Raw genomic sequence first — 20,224 nt, forward strand, 5'->3', positions numbered from 1 at the left:
CCCGGCTCTTCCTTTTTCCAGCCTTATTTCTTTTTCTTTCTTCGAAACACTAAACCGAGACCCATCGGAACGACCCCAAATAGATAAGTAAGCAAAGGTTCGCGTTCATTTTTTTTTGTGATACGCCTTTCCTTTCTTACTGATTTTGGTTCATCCAAATATTTGACGACCCTCTGTGTAAGAAACTTGATTACATCTGATCCTGCAGCCATTGGCAAAACTCCCTTTTAGAAGCATTCACATTCTAGTTTTGGCCAATTATTGTACGTTTAAACGGCTTAACTTTTCTAAAATTTGGTCGCATACTTCTTCTGTTGTTAATTGATCTGTAACAACCTCGATATCACTTTTTTCATAATGTGAACTTCTTTCGTTAAAGAGTTTTTGAACTTCTTCTCTTGTTGAAGTTAATAGGATTGGCCTCTTGTTTCTTTCTTCTTCCGTCATCAACCTACTCCAAAGAACCGGAAAACTCGTTTTTAAGTAGATGACAATCCCATTGTTCTTCATGTACGTTAAGTTTTCTTCTCTTACGACCGCACCCCCTCCAGTCATAACGACAGCATGTTGTACGGGAAGTTGGCGAATGGCAAGAGACTCGTAATTACGGAACGCCTCTTCTCCTTCGTTCTTAAATATTTCTCTTATCGTTTGTCTCCGATCTTTTTCCACTGTCGAATCAACATCATATGGTGGAACCTCTAAACGTTTTGAAAGCTCTCTTCCTACAGACGTTTTTCCACAACCCATGAAACCGACTAAATATATGGTGTTCAATTTTAACCCTCCACCCATTTTGTAACGCTTTTCTGGGTTACATTATAATACACTTTCACCTTTTTTGTAGACTGTCGAGTTGTAACAGCTTCAACCGTAAACATCACTTCATTAACAGATGTTTTCGTAAATACAACCTTTAATAGTCCCTCGTTAACGTTTAGTCTACGTTCTGCTGGATAAACCGCGAGTTCATCTACCCAAACAAGAGCACGATCCACCCCTTGCTGAATCAGACGGACTTGTCTATATTGTTCTTCCTGCATATAAACAAACTGTCGTTCTGACGCTACTTTTTCTGTTAGGTAACTAAAGAAAATTAATAGGATGAAGCAAAGCGTTAGAACGAGCGGATATATCATTCCTCTCTCATTCATGTCTAATTCTCCTAAAGCCACGACGTGCTTGGTTTCCTTCTTTATCCGTCAGCGTGACGTACACATAATGCTCTTCTATTTCTTCTACTTTCATCTCTTGAATATTTTGAACCCAAACTTCGTGACCTAATCCATTAACTTGTTTTCGGATAAGAGAATGATAACGTGTGAAACTGATCACTTCACCGGTAGACAGTGTAATGAACAACGAGTTGTTGCGCACCTCAAAAGTCGCAGCTTCCCTTATTTCTTTTCCGATCATTGAAAAAAACAATGCAGTTTCTTCAGACTGAACGGATTGTGGTTGTTTTTGTAGATGAGTTAACAACATTGTGATCATAAAACTTGTTACGATTAAAATTCCTAATGCGATCATCGATTCTACGAGCGTATAACCGTTCTTGTTTGCGGGGATATCAGAATGAACTCGCACACGTTGTATAGTTTTTTTGGTTTGAACCTCTGAACGAAATACAAGTCTCGTATTCATCCGTCACACCTTTTCTTGTTAATAGCTGAAACTCAATGCCGTTATCAATCCAATAACGCTCATCAGACATACGCTGTGATATACTTCTCATGCCAGCTGCATGGTCTGCTTCTGTCATCGCATATAGAAGTTGCTCTGATGTTCTTTGTTCTTGATATGAAATATAGATGAAAGGCAAACATATTGAAAATACTACTGAGATCAACAAAAGGCTAAACATAGCTTCAATCAGTAGATAACCTTTATTGTTTAGCAACATAAAATTTACCTTTGCCTAATTGAAAAACCATCTTATACGAAGAAGTAGCAGAGTGAATATAGAGAGTCCCCGCACGACTGATATTTCCATTCTGATTAAATTGCACAGATAATAACATTGAATAACTCTCAAACCAGATATGTTTTGGAAAATTCTTTTTTACAGGTTCTTTACTGCCGTTCCCTCGCACTTCATATTTATGTTTTTCATTATCGATCGATAAGTTATAGATCCGGTTCTCATTTACTGCTTTTTGCTGCATGTGAACGATGTCTTTTTGAAACGTACGGATGAAATATTCGGTCTCCCGATTCTTTCTAAAACGATCATACGAAGGGTATGCAACCGTACTGATCATACCGATGATTAAAAGTACGATCATCATCTCGATCAAACTAAATCCTAACTGTTGCTTCTTTATTTTTTCTAACTGTTCGTTCACTCTTCATCGCTCACTGAAACGACTCCTTTACTATCGATAAGCAAAGGTTTTTTGTCTGGACACGTTACAGTATCAATATATCCGCCATCTTTCAGTTCTTCTATCGTAGGCAGTGCATTTTTCTCTGCCTCATACGCTCCAACTTGTCCTTGCACAAGATCGATGGTTGCTTCACAGCCTAACGATTTTACGAGACTGTTATTCTTGGTCATACTCGGCAGGGCGATAAGCATCAGTACCGAAATGATCAAGAGCACGATCATCATTTCTATTAAAGTAAATCCTTTTTCATTATTCATATTCTTCCTCCTCATAATGCTTCCATGAGTTTAAACATAGGCAATAACATAGAGGCAAACATTAATAAAACAAACACTCCGATCCCTGCAAATAGGATGGGTTGAATTCTTTGCAAGGAAGAATAAACCTTTTCTTCTAACTCTTTAAAAATCCACTCGCCATAAGAGATTAACTCTCTGCCGAGCTCTCCATGAGCTAATCCAAAGCGGACAATCTCAGCCAGTTCACTCTTAAAATAGGACCTCGCAAGCAAAAGCTCTGTTAGTTCGGATCCATTTAAGAGACCTTTCTGTAGCCTCTGACTCTCCTCTTTAAAAAAACCTTTGTTTAAATGTTTCTCCATTACAAGAAGAGCATCAGATACAGATAAGCCACTTTGCAGCATCGAGCCGAAGTTCACACTAAAGAAATGTGTGTTCATTAACAAAAGAAATTGTTTTAAGATGGGGATTCTCATAAGTAGATCCATCTGAGTAGAAGGCTTTGCTTTCTTTCTCATAACGATCAAAACGATCCATGATGCGATGCCTAAAGTGAGGAAACACAATCCGATGAGTGGCATGCTTCCTAGAAACATAAGCATCCATTTCGTAAACAACGGGGTTTTAACATCTAATGATGAGAATAGTATAGAAAACTGAGGAAATAGAAATTGATAGAATACGATCGCGATCCATACGGTAAGGAACAGCAGGAATAGAGGATATCTAATGGCTTTGTTCAAACGGGCACGCCAATCAGCTTTTTTTCTCAAAAAATTTCCGTTCTCCATAAGACTTTTCGTCAAATTGCCATTCGCACTGTTTATGGATAATGAACTTACTATTTCATTTGGCAATTGTAATGGTGAAAAGATCTCGATCACAGACTGACCAGAAGCAAGGATCTCCAGCATGTGATCAGCATCTTCTCGCCGTTTTTGTGGAAGCTGTGACCTGACGAGCTCTATGCTCTTATTAATGGTATAGCCTTGATCTAACAAAAAACCAAGCTTATAAAGAAATGTCCCTTGAGAAGCCCGTTTCCAGCCCCTTCTTATCACTTTGTGATTCTCCTCCCATCCATCTTTCATAGCTCTCTTTTGTCACATAGCCTGCTGCAAAAGCATGGTTAAAATAAAATGAGAGATTTTTGTAGGTAGTCTTTTCACGACTCACCTTATTTAAAACAGAGATTAATTCCTGATTACAAAGCATCTCGTAGATTCCGGCTCTTCTATACGTTCTAGACTTAAAACAAAAATCAACACAATTTTCCCCGCAAAACGGACATGGTATCGAGATCAGACGCTGTGACACGATTCCCATCAACGTTTGTTGCAGTTCTGATTCTTGAATACCAAATTCTCGAAGACGCTCGATACAACCGATACAATCTGCAGCATGCATCGTAGACAGAACAAGATGTCCAGTCAGTGATGCTCGAATAACGAGCCTCGCTGTTGCTTCGTCTCTGATCTCACCGATCATGATCACATCGGGATCGTGACGCAATAATGACTTGAAACCTTCACCGTATGTCAGACCTGCTTTTTCATTAATTTCCATTTGTAAAAACGTATCAACTTTGCGTTCTACGGGATCTTCTAGTGTTACTACTTGCCGTTTATAGCTTTTTTGCAGGTGATGAAGCAAGGAATATAAGATGGTGGTTTTACCTGATCCGGTTGGACCAGAGAACAATAATAGACCACTGGAACGTTTAATGAGGGATAAAAGTTTCTGAAACATGTGAGGAAAAAGTGATAGTTCATGAAGAGTTAATGTTTCTTGCTGAGGAAGCAATCGTATGACGAGTGATTCATTAAATGCGGAAGGTATAGATGAAAAACGAAGATGTACATTAACATTATTGATCATAACGTCCATTGATCCGCTCTGAGGCCTTCGATGTTCGCCAATGTCCATTCTTGCGGAATATTTAAAATGCTGAAGAACTCTGATGTACTCTTCTTGAGAAAGCGTTCTGTGTTCAACCAGTCGATCATCTATTCGAAATTGAACGATACCCCCTTTTTTGATTGGTATAAAATGAATGTCTGATGCTTTCTGAATAGATGCCTCATGCAGGATTGAATTGCCTAACAACTTAATCGGCAAGCACTATCATCTCCCTTTTATTTTATTGAATAATCATTTCTCTCATAAAACGACAATTCCTGCATTTTTTCAAAAAAGATATGTATATAAATTTCGACACAGCTCATACTAGTATTGTTGCATTGGGCTATAGCCAAGCGGTAAGGCAACGGACTTTGACTCCGTCATGCGTTGGTTCGAATCCAGCTAGCCCAGCCAAAAAAAAATAACACTCTTTAAAAGTAAAGAGTGCTATGCTCAGGACACATGACTTGAAATGTGTTCTTTTTCTTTTGTTGCACATAATTTTTTCATATCTCCAGGACTATAACCCGCTATGAGCTGTTTACCATCTGTTACTAACGGTCTTTTTAAAAGTTTAGGATTTTTAGTCAAGAGCGTTAATAGTTCATTTGTTGAAAGATCATAGATATCAACATCTAGTGATTTAAATGACTGACTTCTTTTAGCCAAGATATCTTCTGTTCCATACTTTGTAAGTTTTAATAGCTCTCTAAGCTCTTCAACAGTTGGGGTTTCTTTGAATAAATGTCTTTCATCAAACGAAACTTTATTTTGCTTAAGCCACATTTTCGCTTTGCGACACGAAGTGCAGCTTGGGTAGGTGTAAAATGTTATAGAACTCATCAGACTCACTCCTTTTGGTTTACATTACCTTTAAAAGAGGCATAATAAACCAAAAAACAGCTAATATTCATGAATTATCTTTTAATTGTGTATTTATCCGCTTACAATTGGCATTTACAAGTGAGTGGAAACTCATATATAATACTAAAGGATACAAGTATTGGCGAAAAAAGGAGGGGATACATATGTCAAGAATGTATAAGGTTTTAGGATTCTGGACTGGAATCATCGGAGTCATGGCGTATCTAGGTGATATGCAAGACATGGCGTTATTGTTCTTAGGACAAACGATTATGTTCGTTTCTTTAGGGTATTTGAACTTATCTGAGCGTATGTATATTTATATCTTTGGTGCTTATTTAACTGTTTTCTTTGTTGGTTTTACATACTGGTCAACGTTTATGATGACTCCTGGCGCCGGTGGAGGACATTAATACGTTCTCCGAAGCATCAAAAAAAGCAGGCCGTTATAATACGGTCTGCTTTTTTTGTTGTATGACTTGAAATCCATTTGCTAGAGTATGATCGAGTAGGAATGAACGAATTGCCCGATTTCTTTTATGCTCTAACGAGAATGGGTTCCTATTTTGTGTATCCTGTAGCAGAGATAATAGTCCTTCTTCTAATAAGAAGTCTCCTTGATTCTTTACGGAAAGTGTAGTAACACCCGAATCATTTCCTACTCTTATCACTTGTTCCCAATCTATGTGGTACGTTATATCCATCATCCCGGGAAATGCTAATGGATTGCTTTGTATTTGATGTCTATAATAGCCCCTAATACTTCCTTCTTTTAAACGTATCGTGTTCCATTCTTCGCCTATCAAACCGTAATCGACAAAGAATAAGCAAGTCTCTATTTCTATCCATTCGTAGAGGTTTTTAAGCCAAAATAGCATTGAAAAAGAAACTTCAAGTTCATTCGCTTTATCTCTAGAGCAAAAGATTTCATCTAACTTTTTTTGTAATGATGAATTCTCTACTTTCTTATAAAGAAAACGAAGTTCATCCGTGTTTTTTTGAAGAGATACTCCTTTTTCATACCATTCATCATTCTTTTGTTGAAAAATCCGAAGCGGAAACGCATCAAGAACTTCATTTGCAAATATAATTCCCCTAAATGATGGGTATCGCTCTATAAGTTCATTCAATGAACTTAGAATGGTAATGGGGTACTCAGCTAACTTCGCTTCTAATATTCGTCTGTGATAAGGACTAGGTTCTACAATGACATACGATATATGTTCGACTGATTGCGAATACCAACTCTCTAAAACTTGCTGAGAAAAGTGACCGCTTCCTCCTCCAAACTCCACAACGATTGGCTGAAGGTTCTGATCCGCTATCGTTCTTATGAATAAGTCAGCCCACACCTTAGCAAATACATCTGACACCAGGCTAGCTGTATAAAAATCACCGTTCTTTCCAATCTTCGTGTTCTCTTTCATATAATAGCCCTCTAGCGGATGATACAGGGCATGTTCCATGTACTCTTCCATCGTTAGCCATTCGCTATCTGCCAATTTTTTTTGTAACAAACTCGTGTTAGGCACGATTAGAATCCGCTTAAGAATGGATTCGAGTCCATTTCCATTCCAATAGTGGTCTCAGGGCCATGACCTGATAACACGACCGTTTCTTCTGGCAGATTAAGCAGTTTTTCATGAATGCTGTTGATCAATACTTCCTGATCCCCGCCATGTAGATCTGTTCTTCCAATGCTTCCTGCGAACAAAGCATCACCGGAAAAAACAGCACCACTGCTTCTTAAATAATACGAAACACTTCCAGGAGAATGACCAGGGGTTGTTAATACCTCAAATGAGAAGTTGCCAATCTTTAAGGTATTATCTGTATGCGTTAGAATATGGCTTGCTGGCTTAGCCGTTATGCTTTGACCAAAATATTTTGATCCATTCTTTTTTGTGTCACTCAGCCAATCAGCTTCTTTTTTATGAACATACAACGGAATGTTATATTTTTCACGCACGTCATCAACAGCTCCAATATGATCAAAATGAGCATGCGTTAACAAGACGGCTAAAGGTTTTACTTTTAATGACTCTATGGTCTGTATGATTCTTTTTCCTTCACTGCCTGGATCAATGATCACTGCTTCTTTATGATTATTGTAGATAATATATGTATTCTCTTGTACAGGTCCTACCGTTAATTTTTTCCACTTCATTTTCAAGCCTCCAATTGCAAGTTATTACTTTCTATCTTACACTAAAACAAACAATATTTCGGAGGAAACACATGAAAGTCTTTTTCGGATACGAAAATATGGATACGCCCGCTCCTATTTCTGTGCATGATCAACAAAAAGATTTGATCATTTCTTCTCAAAGAGATGATGAACTTTTTGAAGCGATCCTTTTACTTTCAATCCACCCTTTCAGAAAGACTCTATTATTTGAGGATTATGGGTTCACTTCTGACTCAGATCGAACGTATCTTTATCTTGATATGATCTGTGTCTTTTATATCAAGGAAGGTGAAGAGCAAGAAAAAGCAATGTTTTTACTTCAAACAGAAGAAGAATTAATTATTGAGTTCACAGATAATGAACAGCAGTATTTGGTCGTTGGGAACCAGCATAAACCCCTTGTTAAAAAGTGGGCTTCTGCCTATAAACTAACAATTGAGTTCATTTTGTTCCAATGTGCACTCGACAAACCAGAATAAAACAAGTAAAATAATACAAGGTTATACCTGTGTGAAAGCGTTATACATAGGATTGGTATTACTCCAGAGCAAGGGGGCACAGAATAATGGGATTAGCCATTATATTCGGCTTAGTAGCTATTCTAGCTGCGTTGGGACTATTGCGTTCGTTAAAAATTAAAAATTTAATGGCAGCTGGTTTTGCTTTTTTAACGTTTGCAGTTTTTGGCTGGTTTACAGTCATGACTGTTCTGGACGTTTTAGTAGGCAGCGGCGGCTCTACAGGCCATTAAAAACTCAAAAAACCATCAGAATTCAATTTCTGATGGTTTTTTCTTTCTTTTAACAACCATAAAGTTGGTTGATGTGAAGCGCGATTTCAAGAAGTCTAAATTCTATCTTACATGTATAGAGCTGCTAACAAGATACCCCTTGTATCTTCATAAATCGTATCAAACTGTCTTAATGGAAGCGGGTTAACCCCTATTCCAAGCTCAATCGTGAATCCCGGCTTTCTGTACTCTTGAATGAACCAATCTTTGTAACCAGCATAACTATCCACATACCTGATCGCTTTATAGCCGCTAACCCTTTCAAATTCAGCGGCGATCTCTCCTGAGATCGGCATAGGTTCTTCCCCTTCAAAACCCCAGTATAGTTCTTTTCCTTGTGTATGCAGAGCCACCACTCGATCAAATTGGTGCTTTTCTGTAATCTCTGCCATCACTATTGCTTCTGGTTCACTTAACGGAGCGTTACCAGGATAATCTCTTGGTGCAGGTGAAGTTGGTTTTCTTACTTGTTCAAGCTCCCACCTTGCCGGAAATTGATTATTGAGATCTACACCGCGAATATTTGCTTTCCAAGCAGAAAAGTCTTTGCTTCCTTTATTTAATTTTAAAACAAGCTCTCTCCATTCGGGATTTTCAGGGAGACCATTCAAAACGAGATCGACACCATCCGGATCGACCATAGGTACTGCGTAAAGTGTAGTATTTCTATATAGGTCCGAAGCTTTGTGTCCATTCAAAACTTTATCACTTGTTAGCGCAGCTGCATATTCATTGATAAACTTCATCAGAACTCCTGAAGTAATCCATTCGTTTCCATGAAACGAACCGTTAATGTGCACTTTCTTTTTTCCATTTCCTATTATAAGCATATCTATAGGTTGGCCGAGAACAGATTTACCAATCTCCTGTTTTTTTATGAATGGATAAACGTTAATAAGTTTATCCATATCAAGATTCAGTGCAGCTGTATTGTACTTTCTCTGACATTTTATAGATGGATACGGTAGCATTCTAGGAATATTGATGATGTCCTTTGTAAATATTTCCTTTGGTTTCACAGTTGGATTAACTAAATATAATGCATCTAAAGGAATATCAAATTTATCTGCTATTGAAAAAAAAGTGTCGCCATTTTTAATCTTATATTTTTCTAAAAACATTCCAGGGATCTCTATACTCTCCCCTGCAATCATACTTGCTGCTGTGACGTTAGGATTAGAGTCTTTGATCAACACGTAAGGGATAGATAATAGACGTGAGTAGTACCAGAACGAATCGCCGTTACGCATGACAATTTCCAAACATAGCCCTCCCTTAAAACATTCCTCTTTAAGATGTATGTTCACGTAAAGCAGTTATGCAGAAAAAAAGCACTCAACCGAAGTTGAGTGCTCTAATGTCTTTACTGTTTTTGCTTTTCTTCTTGTTTAACAGCTTTATCTTTTGCTTTATCTTTATCGTAGAATCTTAGTAAATCTCCATATATGATACGGTCAGACATATCAAGTTCAGTCTTAGCACGTTCACTGTATGGTTCACAAGCATTATTCTCACCTTCAACAGGTTTACCCGTTGATTTGTCATAACACTTACCATCTGTGAACACATTGTCTTTAGTGATATAAGAATTGTCACGAAGCACAGCGAAATCTTCTCTGTCTTTAGAGAACAAATCTGAGCCAAGCTGTATGTCACCCTTTGTATCAATACCTAGCAAGTGAAGAATCGTTGGTTTAAGGTCGATCTGTCCACCAACTGTATCCATCGTCTTACCTTTTTCACCTGGCATGTGAATGATTAATGGTACTTTCTGCAATTGAGTAGACTCAAAAGGAGTGATTTCTTTTCCTAAGAATTGACCCATCGCATCATTATGGTTTTCAGAGATCCCATAATGGTCACCATACATGATAAAGATTGAATCTTCATAAAGACCAGCTTCTTTAACATCATCAAAGAATTCTTTCAAAGCTTCGTCTGTATAGCGAACGGTTGTAAAGTAACGGTTAACTGTTCCATCGTTAGAAGTCCATTCTGGAATCGTTTCATCTTCCTCTTCTAATGTGAACGGGAAGTGATTTGTTAACGTAATATACTTTGTATAGAACGGTTTGTTCATTGCATGCATTTCTTTTAGATGTGGAATGGATTGTTTAAAGAAATCTTTATCTTTTAGGCCCCATCCAATTGAATTCTCAGGAGTTACTTCAAAATCTTTTAATGAATAATAACGGTCGTAACCGAAATTATCATACATGATATCACGGTTCCAGAAACTTTTGTTATTAGCATGCTGTACGGATGAATAGTAACCTTGCTCTTTTAAAATTTCTGGTGTTGCATTGTATTGGTTCTGAGAGTGTGTAAAGAAAACTGCACCACTTGGAAGTGGGTATAAAGAATTATCTAATAAAAACTCTGAGTCAGACGTTTTACCTTGCCCTGTTTGGTGATAAAAGTTTGGGAAGTAATAACTGTCTTTGATCAGGTCATTCATAAACGGTGTGATCTCTTTGCCGTTTACAGATTCATTAATAACAAAGTTCTGTGTTGATTCAACTGAAATGACGAAAACGTTCTTGCCTTTTGCTTTTCCGAACATCTCAGGATTTGGTTCTTTATAATTGGCACGTGAGTAGTTCTCGACATCTGTAATTTCACTTCCATCAGCAAATGCACGCTGCGCTTTAGCTTTAGATTGGATAATGGAATCATAAATGTGATAGTTGTATGAACCGATGTTTTTAATCAACATTTCACGGTCAAACGTACGAGTTAACAACTGCGGTCTTTCAGTTTCTGCGATACCAACATTCACGATAAAAAATACGATTGCAGCAGCAAAAGTAATCGTGATCTGCTTGCGTGAAGCACGTGCAGGTCGGTAATCAGCTCGTCTCATGAAGTAAGCCAAAATGACGATGTCGATGAATACCAATAAATCAGTAGGTTGTATCAACTCAAATACACTATTACCTAAATCACCCATGTTGCTCGTTTGGAACAAGACTGGAATGGTAATAAAGTCATTAAAGAAACGATAGAACACCATATTGGCATACATCACAAAACTCATGATCGCACTGACTGCAACAATCATTCTTCTGTGCGTTCTTCCTTTAAAATAAAGCGTTATTCCTAAGAAAAGAACAATCGAACTAATTGGGTTAATAAACAGGATTAACTCTTGAACTTTGTTGTCCATAGGCAGTTCAAATGCTGTTTTATAAATGATAAATGTTTTAATCCATAATAAAGCAATTGCTATAAAGAAGAATCTATATTCAGCAAAAGCTTGTTTCATTTTTTCTTTCATATGTTCTCTGACCTCCTCAATCAAAAAGAACTCTCGTTTTCAATTTATTCCCTCTTAACTAGTCTCTCTTTGCATCCGGTAAGCATTGATCAAGAATGTAAATTCATCTTTTACATATTTACAAAACCTTAATCAAAGGATTACATAAAGAGTATATTAAATGGTTTCACACAAGAATTCAATACCCTTACGTACTATTTCAAGATTCTGACAAATAGGACAACAAAACTATATTAGTTTTACCCCTTTTTTAAATCCATAAACCATTAGACGAACTTCACTCAAAAAAGTTTCAAAAAAACGAAAACGAACCGCACTGAAGCGGTTCGCTATTATTACGTCTCTTAAGAAGAAATCACTCATTATATATGTTTGAGAAGATCTCACTAAAAAACTTTGCAAAAGAAAGTTCCTTCTATTTACCTATAGAGACCTTCACGTTAAATCTAGACTTTTTTGTTTCTTAAACAAGAATGATCAGCGATTGTGTTTGGCTAACCAAGCTCCTCCGATGACACCAGCGTCGTTTCCTAGCGTAGCTACTTTCATCTCAGCGCCTTCAGCAACTCTTGGAAGTGCAAAGTGTTTAAATTTCTGCTCCAACCGCTCCATTAAGGTATGACCCGCTTTAGAGACTCCTCCACCGATTACGATCTTACCTGGGTTAATGCTGTTAGCAAGGTTTGCTATTACTAACCCTAAATGAAAAGTTACTTCATCCAACGTTTCAATTGCCGCTTTGTCATCCTTTTCAGCGGCTGCTACAACATCTTTAGCTTTTATCTCACCATTCTCTTGCAAAAGAGCATAAAGTGAAGAAGATGTGTCTTGAAGAGCCTTTTCTTTTGAGATCCGTGAGATTCCTGTTGCTGAAGCTATTGTTTCAATACATCCTGTACGCCCACAGTTACATGGGGCTCCACCTTCTGGAATCGCCGTTATGTGACCGATCTCACCAGCCATACCATTCGTTCCATGCATGATATGTCCATTTACGATAATTCCGCCTCCGACTCCTGTACCTAATGTAACCATCAGTACGTTTCCTTCACCATCACCAGCACCACGCCACATTTCTCCGATCGCAGCGATGTTAGCATCGTTATCAACGATAACAGAAAGGCCCGTTGCTTTTTCAAGCTCTTCTTTCAACGGATAATCTCTCCAACCGATATTTACAGCATGATAGATGAAACCTGTTTTCATATCAATGAAACCTGGCGCTCCCATACCAATGGATTCAAGCTTTTCTTTAGGTTCAGATAGTTCTTTTAGTTTTGAATGGATAGAGTCAGTAATATCCATAACGATATGCTTTCCATCTTCATTTATATTCGTAGGGATTTCCCACTTCTCTACAATATGACCATCTAAGGTTACAAAAGCGATTTTAATTGTTGTTCCACCTAGATCAACACCTACTAACCATTTCTCCATCTGTCTCATCCTCTATTGTAATTTATTGTGTTCTGCTCGAATAATGATGATCGCATTTTTGAATTCGTTTACATCAATGAGTTTTTGCTCATAGAGTTCTCTGACCTCTTCTTGGATCAATTCTAAATCAGCTATCTTGTTTCCGGTATATATATAGGTTCCAAACCTTTTTAACAGCTGAAGAACATCATACATTGTTTTCATTATAATCACCTTTGTCATTATAACAAATAATATAGGGAAAGATGCAAGCCTTTGCACACAATTCCTATAGAAAAAGACAGCTGAAGAATGTTCAGCTGTCTAATATTAACGATCGGGGTCTTTCGGGTGTAATACGATCGGTCTTCTGTTCTTTAGAGGCATAGGAATTCTTAAGATCACATCTCTGATCGCTTTTGGGTTGAAGGGGATAAACGGCCAGAGGTACGGTATATGAAAGGATTTGAACGATACAAAGAATAATACAGCTAATGTGAAGCCTATTATATATCCAGGTACACCTAACAATGCAGTTAAACCTAATAAAGAAAGCCTTAATAATCGATTTGCTAAACTAAGCTCATACGTAGGAGTAGCAAATGTTCCGATTGCAGCTACTGCGATATAGAGCACAACCTCATTTACAAATAAACCTGCTTCGATCGCAACTTGTCCGACCACAATGGCTGAGACTAATCCTAGTCCGGTGGAAACCGATGTCGGCGTATGTATGGTAGCCATCCTGAGCATATCCATACCCAACTCGATGATCACAAATTGCAAAAATAAAGGAACAACACCAATTTCTTCAGGACCTATGAATGATAAATTCACAGGTAAAAGTTCCTTGTGTACGGAAAATAGATACCACAACGGCAGCAAAAATATCGAAATCCAAACAGCTAAAAATCGCACAAATCTTAAATATGCTCCAACTACAGGTTTCTGCCTGTATTCTTCTGCATGTTGCAGATGATGCCAAAATGTTGTTGGGGTGATCAAGACAGACGGAGATCCATCTACATAAACTAAAACATGGCCTTCAAATAAATGAACGGCTGCTGTATCAGGTCTTTCTGTATATCTCACTAACGGATATGGATTGAGGTGACGGCCACAAATAAATTCTTCGACCGTTTTCTCACCCATCGGAAGTCCATCTGTATCAATCTTTTTCAATGATTCCTTAATACGGTCAACGATATGCGGATCTGCAATATCTTCAATATAAGAAATGCATACATCGGTCTTAGAGCGCCTTCCGATACTCATGTACTCCATTCGGAGTGAACGGTCACGAACTCTTCTTCTTGTAAGTGCGGTATTGAATACGATCGTTTCAACAAAACCATCTCTTGCTCCTCTTACAACACGCTCAACATCCGGTTCTTCAGGTCCTCGAACCGGGTACGTTCTAGCATCGATTTGAAGGATTTCCGAAACTCCCTCAACGATCAGAACTGTCGGACCACTTAATACCCAATCGATTCCTTGATTCAGATCATCTGACGTAGAGATCTCTATATAAGGCAGATAAGTCTTCATCAGTTTTACAAGTGGATCCGGATCTAATTGACCTGGTTCAAGATCGGCTAGTAACTTCATTAAATAATGAAGAATATCATCTTTAACGAATCCATCAACCATGAATAAAGCCATTCTTCTTCCGGCATATTCTAAGTCAAGGTGTATGCAATCAAAACTGATGTCCACGCCTAATTGGTTTTTCATATATTCAACGTTTTCATCAAAATTTGTTGAAAGAGGTTGTTTTTTTGGCAGATAAGACATTTTTTCATCACTCCTCTGCCTATCATCCTTCACTTTCTTTTCCTGTTTCATACCTTGGTGAACTACGATTATTCTAGAAGCCATCATAAGTTCAACTTTGGAAGGACTGGACAGAAAAAAAGAAAAACCCCTAGCTATGGCTAAGGGGCTGAAGGCTAAACTAGAGGAGACTTCAAATAAGTGTGAATAAGCTCTGCTGTATTTTTTAATGATTTGATATGTGTTCGCTCAAAAGCATGAGATGCATCGATCCCAGGTCCAATCAGGCCGTGCACAATATCGGCTCCAGCGCGAATGGCTGCTGTTGCATCTGAACCATAGTAAGGATAGATATCAACTTTATATCCGATATTATGTTTTTCTGCCAAACCAACAAGATGTTTTCTTAACCCATAATGGTAGGGTCCACCAGAGTCTTTTGCACAGATACTTACAGTAAATTCGTCTGTTGCCTGACCATCACCGATCGCACCCATATCTACCGCTAAGTACTCCACTGTTTCAGTTGGTATGTTTGAATTACCGCCATATCCGATCTCTTCATTATTACTGATCAAAAAGTGGGTCGTATAAGGCAGCTTGGTTGATTGAGTCTTCAATTGTTTGATCACATGCATTAAGATCGCAACACTAGCTTTGTCATCTAGATGACGCGACTTCACAAACCCACTTTCTAATTGTTCGAATCTAGGATGGAAAGAGACAAAATCCCCAACAGAAATCCCCGCTTCTTCAACATCTTTTTTAGAATGAAACTCTTCATCTACGCGAACTACCATGTTCTTTTCATCACGCTTTAGTTCATTCATTCCTTTGTAAACATGAGCAGCTGTTTGGTGCATCATGATCGTGCCGTTGAAAACTTTTCCTGAATTCGTATGTATCGAACAATATTCGCCTTCAATCGTATTCCAGTAGAACCCGCCGATTAAGTCTAATTTAAGACGGCCATCGCCTTTAATCTCTTTTACCATAGCACCTAACGTATCAACATGAGCAGTCAGCAGGCGGTGTTTTGAATCATTCTCACCTGGAATGGTCGCGATGACAGCACCTTTATTGGTTGTTTTATGCATCACCTGATTTTCTTCAAAGAATGATTTTATAAAATTGATTGCGGCTTCTGTATTCCCAGATGGGCTTGGGATATGTACGAGTTTTTTCAAATAGCTTACGATCTCTTTTGTTTCAACTTCCATTAATCTAACCCCTCTCGATTAACCGCTCCATACGTTTTCTTTAACTCAGGCCTTCTAATTTGGACAGGATTGCATAGAATTTAGGAACAAGTTGTCCGAAAGGGAGGCTGATTTGTATGAAGTGGAAAATTTCAATTTATCTGTTAATTATTATACTTGTAATAGGTATCATCTACCAGCCGTTTGTAAAAAAAGAAGCACGCGAAAGCATTACTTTCTTTCCATTGGATAGTACGTTCTCTTTTAAAGAAGCAGAAACGAAGCTTTCCTTTTTAAATGGTACTTCATCAAATTATGACTTATTTTGGAAAGTGAACTCAATGACTTCTGAACGTGTTTATCTCAGACAAGACATGGCGATGATTTTCGAGAACGGAAGGCTTAACAATAAGATGACAGAGTGGAAAACCTCTGCAAATGCAATTGACCTTGAAAAGGATGTTTTAAGTTCGATACCGGGGCTTTGGGAGGCCATCTCCTATCATCAAGGAGAAATCCATCTTAGTGAGGAGAAATATCGTTCTGTACAAAGAATGAGTAATGATTTTTTATATGCAGCAAAACTTGGTCAATCGTTCTCAGGTTTTAAGATTCCTAAGGATAGCACTGAACGAAAAGCTAAAAATGATCTGGATGAAAAAACAAATAAATATCTGCAACAAACACTTACCCAAACAACAAACTTCTATCAAATTGATCTCAATGAATATAACGTGATCTCTCTAGAATCGCTAACTGATTTTAACAACAAACCGCTGTCTGGGTTCTCTCTATCTAAAAGTCAGGAAATTATCGGAAAGCTATGGGAAGGATTATACAAAAATTATTTTCTAGGAATTACTACAAAGAATGGACAGAGAATAAGTCCGATCGGAAGTTCGATGCCTTTCATCTTAATCAGCAAAGACAAAAAATATCTATTCGTTCTATTCCAAACAGCGAATGGGGAGAACATCCAGCTCATTCAATATATCTCATGATGGCTTCTACTAATTCATCGCTTGAAAAACAGATATGATGAGGCACTTTGTCATTCGTTACATCAAGCATCGAAGGATTCCACCAGATAGCAGTCCACTCTGCTTGGATAGCTGGGACCATGTCTAATGAATATGAGTCACCAACATAGAAGAAAGCACTTGCTTCCACATTCTTTCTTACAAGATGGAAGATTTCTGGACTAGGTTTAGCTACTTTTATTTCCGATGAAATATAAATTTGTTTTTCAGGAATATCGAGGTTTAGATGCTTTATTTTGTTTCTCTGAACATCAGCTTCTCCATTCGAGATGATTCCGTACATGATCTCATTACGTTTTAAGATTTGAAACATATCCTGTATCCAAGGATAGAGTTCTACAAAAAGGTGTATATTTCTTTCAAAAAGCTGTTGATATCGCTGGATCTCATGGTCATTAACCTTACTTATTCCTACTGCACGTAAAGAAGATGACAGACGGTTTTTTTGATATTCTTTTCGGGTGATCCATGCTTTTTCATAAGCCTGCCAATAAAAATCACAGAACATTTTATAATGAGAAAACCATTTTTCTGCTAACTTGTTATTTTGCTCACCTGAAGAAAAGATGGAACGAAATGCAAATAAAGAAGCCTTCTTAAAGGAGGCTTCATAATCAAACAGCGTATTGTCTAAATCAAAGAAGAATGCTGCTTTTTTCGATCGCATGGTCAAATGATCTCATCCATCATTTTAGATCGCAGCCCTGGAAATGACATGGCACTTCCAACTAAGAAACGACGAATTAAGGGATTGCCGAGAGCGCTGTTCATCAATCGGTATCGCATTCTATAACCGAGCGCAACAGCGAGGAATATCAAAAAGCTTTTAATCACGAATCCTTTCATGTAAAAAACCTCCTTGCTACTACTTTCTGTTTGGAATGCGATTTTTATTCGTCTCGTAGATTTAAAAGATCCTCTTTTGTATTCACATTTTCGAAAAAGTGAGCCTCTTCTTTTCGTACTTCTATGTATTTCGTATTTTTACGGCTCAATAAGGATAAAACTCTTAAGTTATCCTTCATTAAATTCTCTTTCATTTCATGAAGACATGATCTCTTGTATACACCGTTGAGTGGATATATTTTTCCGTTTAAAACCGGGATGATGCAATCATACATCGGATGCTTAATAGCCGATTCCAACCATTTTTTATACATATCGCTGCTCATTCTAGGCATATCACATGGCGTGATCAAATAATAATCTCCCTTTTTTCTCATCATGGCACTGTATATTCCTGCTAGAGGACCTTTACCTTTAAAAGATTCAACATCGGAAATTATCTCAACAGCATGAGAATGCTTTCGCTCTAAAATCTCTATGCATTCTTTGCGAACGACAGCTACAAGTTCATCTGAATAAGGAGTGATCGTATTTAGAGCTTTATCAAAAAAAGTAGCATCGCCCCATTCAGCGAACAATTTCGGACTTCCAAACCTTCTTGACTCCCCACCTGCAAGTACAACGCCGATCACCTTCAACTTATGATCCATATGTATAAACCTCCCGCAATCAGACCTCCAATAATCGTCGATGAAAAATTCACAAGATTATTTGTAAAATAGGCATACCCAAATACTTTTACCGTTTTGGCACCACAATGAACGTGGCTTTCGGTTTCTCTTTTACAAACGGAACAAACGTACTTTTGTTCAAACCAAGCCCCAAAAAGGGTATCTGCGACGTTCCCTAAGAATCCAGAAATCGCAATACACAGCAGAATGGTAATCGTGGTGTCATAAAGAAAATAAAAACTAAAGCCTATTAATAATGCTCCTGTCGCTGCTGCCATTGTTCCTAGACTTGATACTGCACCTGATAAACCAGGTTCAACCTTCTTCCATTCTTTAATATGAAACGGTCTTCGCTTTGAAAGGACACCGATCTCTGAAGCCCATGTATCTGCAGTAGCTGTCGCGAAGGTAGCCGCAAACACGATAAGCCAAACAGGATCTGAAATTATCAAGTGACCTATTGCTGTTAGCAGCGCTGCCCCACCATTGGCAAGCACTTGCCAAGCAGACCTTCCTTTTTTGTCTTCGGTTTGCAATGCGTCTTGATCCTGCTTTTTGTCTTTCTTCCATTTTGTCAACAGGGTAGAAGTTATGAAAAACAGACCAAGTATGATCAAACCCTGCCAACCGAATGCTTTATATATGATTACTCCCAATATAAACGCTGTTACACTTCCTGCGATCGTCAGCCACTTGAATAAAGCTGACATTGCGGAAAGAAGAGCGATACTCACTAGTAAGAAGATCATCTACTTAAACCGACCATCTTCTGTAATAATTTTTTCTACTGGAATATCATAGTTTTCATGTGGAACAGATGTCGTTGTCTGCAATGTATAAGCAAGTGAAAGTTTTGATCCAGTATAAGTTTGTAAGTAACGATCAAAGTACCCACCTCCATAACCGATTCTGTATCCTTCACGATCAAACACAAGACCTGGAACGATGATCATATTCATTTGAGATGCCTCTATGCTAGAAGTTACTTCTAACTTAGGTTCATAAAGATCCATGTATACATTTTCTAATTCTTCAAACGAACGAATTTTTCTGAACTCCATCTGTTTATGTTTAGAGTAGCACTTTGGCACAGCGACGGTCTTTCCTTCCCTCCATGCTTGATCTATGATGTAAGAGGTATCAAGCTCAAATCCTCGCGAGACTGTAATCCCAAAACAATCAGCTGTTTTCCATTCGTCTGTTTGAAATAAGAGATTAGAAACCGCTTTACTTTTTGATTTCCTTTCTTCTTTTCCCATTGAGAGCAGTACTTTCTTCAACTCTTTTCGCCATTGTATTTTATCCATGAATTAAACACCTCTATAACGTGATCTATTTATCATATCATGGTTCCGATTGCATGAAAAAACGCCTGATCCCTCCTTTGCATGGGTCTCAGGCGCTTCTAAGTGAAATTACTTAGTTTCACGGTGAACTGTGTATTTCTTTAAACGCGGGCTGTATTTTTTAAGCTCTAAACGGTCTGGATTCGTACGCTTGTTTTTTGTAGTGATGTAGTTACGATCACCAGTTTCAGTACAAGCTAAAGTAATGTTTACACGCATTGTTGTTTCCCTCCACATCTTTACCAAAGTACATTATCATGGTTACTAACAGTCATATTCTCTATTA

At 37.9% G+C, this 20,224-nt stretch carries 28 protein-coding genes and 1 tRNA gene; 5 read left to right on the forward strand and 24 right to left on the reverse strand.

The features are described from left to right. Positions 1-23: 23 nt before the first annotated feature. The 9 genes from HU823_RS04570 to comGA are packed head-to-tail and all read right to left on the reverse strand — an operon-like array spanning position 24 to position 4,744. The gene (locus HU823_RS04570; protein ID WP_066396097.1) at positions 24-212 is read right to left on the reverse strand and encodes a YqzE family protein; all 189 of its coding nucleotides are present in this window, start codon (positions 210-212) and stop codon (positions 24-26) included. A 46-nt stretch (positions 213-258) separates the two neighbouring features. Beyond that, a complete protein-coding gene (locus HU823_RS04575) occupies positions 259-777 on the reverse strand; it encodes a shikimate kinase (protein WP_197221275.1) in 519 nt (172 codons plus the stop codon). 2 nt (positions 778-779) lie between these two features. Next, positions 780-1,154, reverse strand: coding sequence for a competence type IV pilus minor pilin ComGG (gene comGG / locus HU823_RS04580; RefSeq protein WP_197221276.1), 375 nt, complete (start codon positions 1,152-1,154; stop codon positions 780-782). Next, complete coding sequence (locus HU823_RS04585; protein ID WP_197221277.1) at positions 1,147-1,644, reverse strand: competence type IV pilus minor pilin ComGF; 498 nt, start codon at positions 1,642-1,644, stop codon at positions 1,147-1,149. Before HU823_RS04585 ends, comGG begins: the two co-directional genes overlap by 8 nt. Next, positions 1,571-1,903 carry a hypothetical protein gene (locus HU823_RS04590; RefSeq protein ID WP_144699110.1) on the reverse strand — a complete coding sequence of 111 codons (333 nt, stop codon included), beginning with the start codon at positions 1,901-1,903 and terminating at the stop codon, positions 1,571-1,573. The genes HU823_RS04585 and HU823_RS04590 overlap by 74 nt, the downstream gene beginning before the upstream one ends. Then, entirely contained in the window at positions 1,887-2,345 is a 459-nt protein-coding gene (gene comGD, locus HU823_RS04595) for a competence type IV pilus minor pilin ComGD (protein WP_197221278.1), read from the reverse strand. The genes HU823_RS04590 and comGD overlap by 17 nt, the downstream gene beginning before the upstream one ends. Beyond that, positions 2,342-2,644, reverse strand: coding sequence for a competence type IV pilus major pilin ComGC (comGC, locus tag HU823_RS04600; RefSeq protein WP_197221279.1), 303 nt, complete (start codon positions 2,642-2,644; stop codon positions 2,342-2,344). Before comGC ends, comGD begins: the two co-directional genes overlap by 4 nt. An 11-nt stretch (positions 2,645-2,655) precedes the next feature. After that, complete coding sequence (comGB, locus tag HU823_RS04605) at positions 2,656-3,687, reverse strand: competence type IV pilus assembly protein ComGB (RefSeq protein WP_186320481.1); 1,032 nt, start codon at positions 3,685-3,687, stop codon at positions 2,656-2,658. Next, positions 3,638-4,744 carry a competence type IV pilus ATPase ComGA gene (gene comGA, locus HU823_RS04610; RefSeq protein WP_197221280.1) on the reverse strand — a complete coding sequence of 369 codons (1,107 nt, stop codon included), beginning with the start codon at positions 4,742-4,744 and terminating at the stop codon, positions 3,638-3,640. The genes comGB and comGA overlap by 50 nt, the downstream gene beginning before the upstream one ends. Before the next feature lie 123 nt (positions 4,745-4,867). On the opposite strand from comGA, the gene HU823_RS04615 reads away from it, so the two are divergent. Continuing rightward, positions 4,868-4,942, forward strand: a tRNA-Gln gene (locus HU823_RS04615). Positions 4,943-4,981: 39 nt separating this feature from the next. On the opposite strand, the gene HU823_RS04620 is transcribed toward HU823_RS04615, so the two are convergent. Further along, positions 4,982-5,371 (reverse strand): Spx/MgsR family RNA polymerase-binding regulatory protein, encoded by a 390-nt coding sequence (locus HU823_RS04620; protein ID WP_144699100.1) that lies wholly within the window; start codon positions 5,369-5,371, stop codon positions 4,982-4,984. Between the two features lie 185 nt (positions 5,372-5,556). Between HU823_RS04620 and HU823_RS04625 the strand changes: the two genes are divergently transcribed. Beyond that, positions 5,557-5,805, forward strand: coding sequence for a DUF2626 domain-containing protein (locus tag HU823_RS04625; protein WP_066242314.1), 249 nt, complete (start codon positions 5,557-5,559; stop codon positions 5,803-5,805). Between the two features lie 33 nt (positions 5,806-5,838). Here HU823_RS04625 and HU823_RS04630 read toward each other — a convergent pair whose 3' ends face one another. After that, positions 5,839-6,924 (reverse strand): SAM-dependent methyltransferase, encoded by a 1,086-nt coding sequence (locus HU823_RS04630; protein WP_197221281.1) that lies wholly within the window; start codon positions 6,922-6,924, stop codon positions 5,839-5,841. A 2-nt stretch (positions 6,925-6,926) separates the two neighbouring features. Beyond that, on the reverse strand, positions 6,927-7,559 hold the full coding sequence (locus tag HU823_RS04635; RefSeq protein WP_144699096.1) for an MBL fold metallo-hydrolase: 633 nt from the start codon (positions 7,557-7,559) through the stop codon (positions 6,927-6,929). 71 nt (positions 7,560-7,630) lie between these two features. Here HU823_RS04635 and HU823_RS04640 point away from each other — a divergent pair, with 71 nt between their 5' ends. Further along, entirely contained in the window at positions 7,631-8,059 is a 429-nt protein-coding gene (locus tag HU823_RS04640; protein ID WP_197221282.1) for a hypothetical protein, read from the forward strand. 86 nt (positions 8,060-8,145) lie between these two features. Beyond that, positions 8,146-8,331: a DUF2759 domain-containing protein gene (locus HU823_RS04645; protein WP_066242324.1), complete on the forward strand. Its 186-nt coding sequence runs from the start codon at positions 8,146-8,148 to the stop codon at positions 8,329-8,331. 107 nt (positions 8,332-8,438) lie between these two features. Here HU823_RS04645 and HU823_RS04650 read toward each other — a convergent pair whose 3' ends face one another. The 6 genes from HU823_RS04650 to HU823_RS04675 form a co-directional block, all read right to left on the reverse strand. Further along, on the reverse strand, positions 8,439-9,632 hold the full coding sequence (locus HU823_RS04650; RefSeq protein WP_197221283.1) for a M14 family metallopeptidase: 1,194 nt from the start codon (positions 9,630-9,632) through the stop codon (positions 8,439-8,441). A gap of 101 nt (positions 9,633-9,733) precedes the next feature. Then, entirely contained in the window at positions 9,734-11,647 is a 1,914-nt protein-coding gene (locus tag HU823_RS04655; protein WP_231607258.1) for an LTA synthase family protein, read from the reverse strand. 477 nt (positions 11,648-12,124) lie between these two features. Then, complete coding sequence (locus HU823_RS04660; RefSeq protein ID WP_144699090.1) at positions 12,125-13,084, reverse strand: ROK family glucokinase; 960 nt, start codon at positions 13,082-13,084, stop codon at positions 12,125-12,127. Positions 13,085-13,096: 12 nt separating this feature from the next. Next, positions 13,097-13,288 (reverse strand): YqgQ family protein, encoded by a 192-nt coding sequence (locus tag HU823_RS04665; RefSeq protein WP_137788894.1) that lies wholly within the window; start codon positions 13,286-13,288, stop codon positions 13,097-13,099. 105 nt (positions 13,289-13,393) lie between these two features. After that, positions 13,394-14,857, reverse strand: a complete 1,464-nt coding sequence (locus HU823_RS04670) for a spore germination protein (RefSeq protein ID WP_197221284.1) — start codon at positions 14,855-14,857, stop codon at positions 13,394-13,396. Between the two features lie 155 nt (positions 14,858-15,012). Beyond that, positions 15,013-16,056 (reverse strand): M42 family metallopeptidase, encoded by a 1,044-nt coding sequence (locus HU823_RS04675; RefSeq protein ID WP_197221285.1) that lies wholly within the window; start codon positions 16,054-16,056, stop codon positions 15,013-15,015. Between the two features lie 116 nt (positions 16,057-16,172). Between HU823_RS04675 and HU823_RS04680 the strand changes: the two genes are divergently transcribed. After that, the gene (locus HU823_RS04680; protein WP_197221286.1) at positions 16,173-17,036 is read left to right on the forward strand and encodes a hypothetical protein; all 864 of its coding nucleotides are present in this window, start codon (positions 16,173-16,175) and stop codon (positions 17,034-17,036) included. Here the strand turns inward: HU823_RS04680 and HU823_RS04685 are convergent. The 6 genes from HU823_RS04685 to rpmG all read right to left on the reverse strand — a co-directional run bounded on the left by HU823_RS04685 (position 17,017) and on the right by rpmG (position 20,157). Beyond that, a complete protein-coding gene (locus tag HU823_RS04685) occupies positions 17,017-17,742 on the reverse strand; it encodes an HAD family hydrolase (RefSeq protein WP_197221287.1) in 726 nt (241 codons plus the stop codon). The genes HU823_RS04680 and HU823_RS04685 overlap by 20 nt on opposite strands. 2 nt (positions 17,743-17,744) lie before the next feature. Next, a complete protein-coding gene (locus tag HU823_RS04690) occupies positions 17,745-17,921 on the reverse strand; it encodes a hypothetical protein (RefSeq protein WP_186320636.1) in 177 nt (58 codons plus the stop codon). 44 nt (positions 17,922-17,965) lie between these two features. Further along, positions 17,966-18,571: a molybdenum cofactor guanylyltransferase gene (mobA, locus tag HU823_RS04695; protein ID WP_197221288.1), complete on the reverse strand. Its 606-nt coding sequence runs from the start codon at positions 18,569-18,571 to the stop codon at positions 17,966-17,968. Next, positions 18,556-19,341, reverse strand: coding sequence for a DUF92 domain-containing protein (locus tag HU823_RS04700; RefSeq protein ID WP_197221289.1), 786 nt, complete (start codon positions 19,339-19,341; stop codon positions 18,556-18,558). The genes mobA and HU823_RS04700 overlap by 16 nt, the downstream gene beginning before the upstream one ends. Beyond that, a complete protein-coding gene (locus HU823_RS04705; protein ID WP_144699076.1) occupies positions 19,342-19,899 on the reverse strand; it encodes a 5-formyltetrahydrofolate cyclo-ligase in 558 nt (185 codons plus the stop codon). Between the two features lie 108 nt (positions 19,900-20,007). Then, positions 20,008-20,157, reverse strand: coding sequence for a 50S ribosomal protein L33 (gene rpmG / locus HU823_RS04710; RefSeq protein ID WP_066242361.1), 150 nt, complete (start codon positions 20,155-20,157; stop codon positions 20,008-20,010). Positions 20,158-20,224: the final 67 nt, after the last annotated feature.

Origin of the sequence: Fictibacillus sp. 18YEL24, assembly GCF_015903855.1 — a bacterium.
In the GTDB taxonomy this organism is placed as follows: domain Bacteria; phylum Bacillota; class Bacilli; order Bacillales; family Fictibacillaceae; genus Fictibacillus; species Fictibacillus phosphorivorans_C.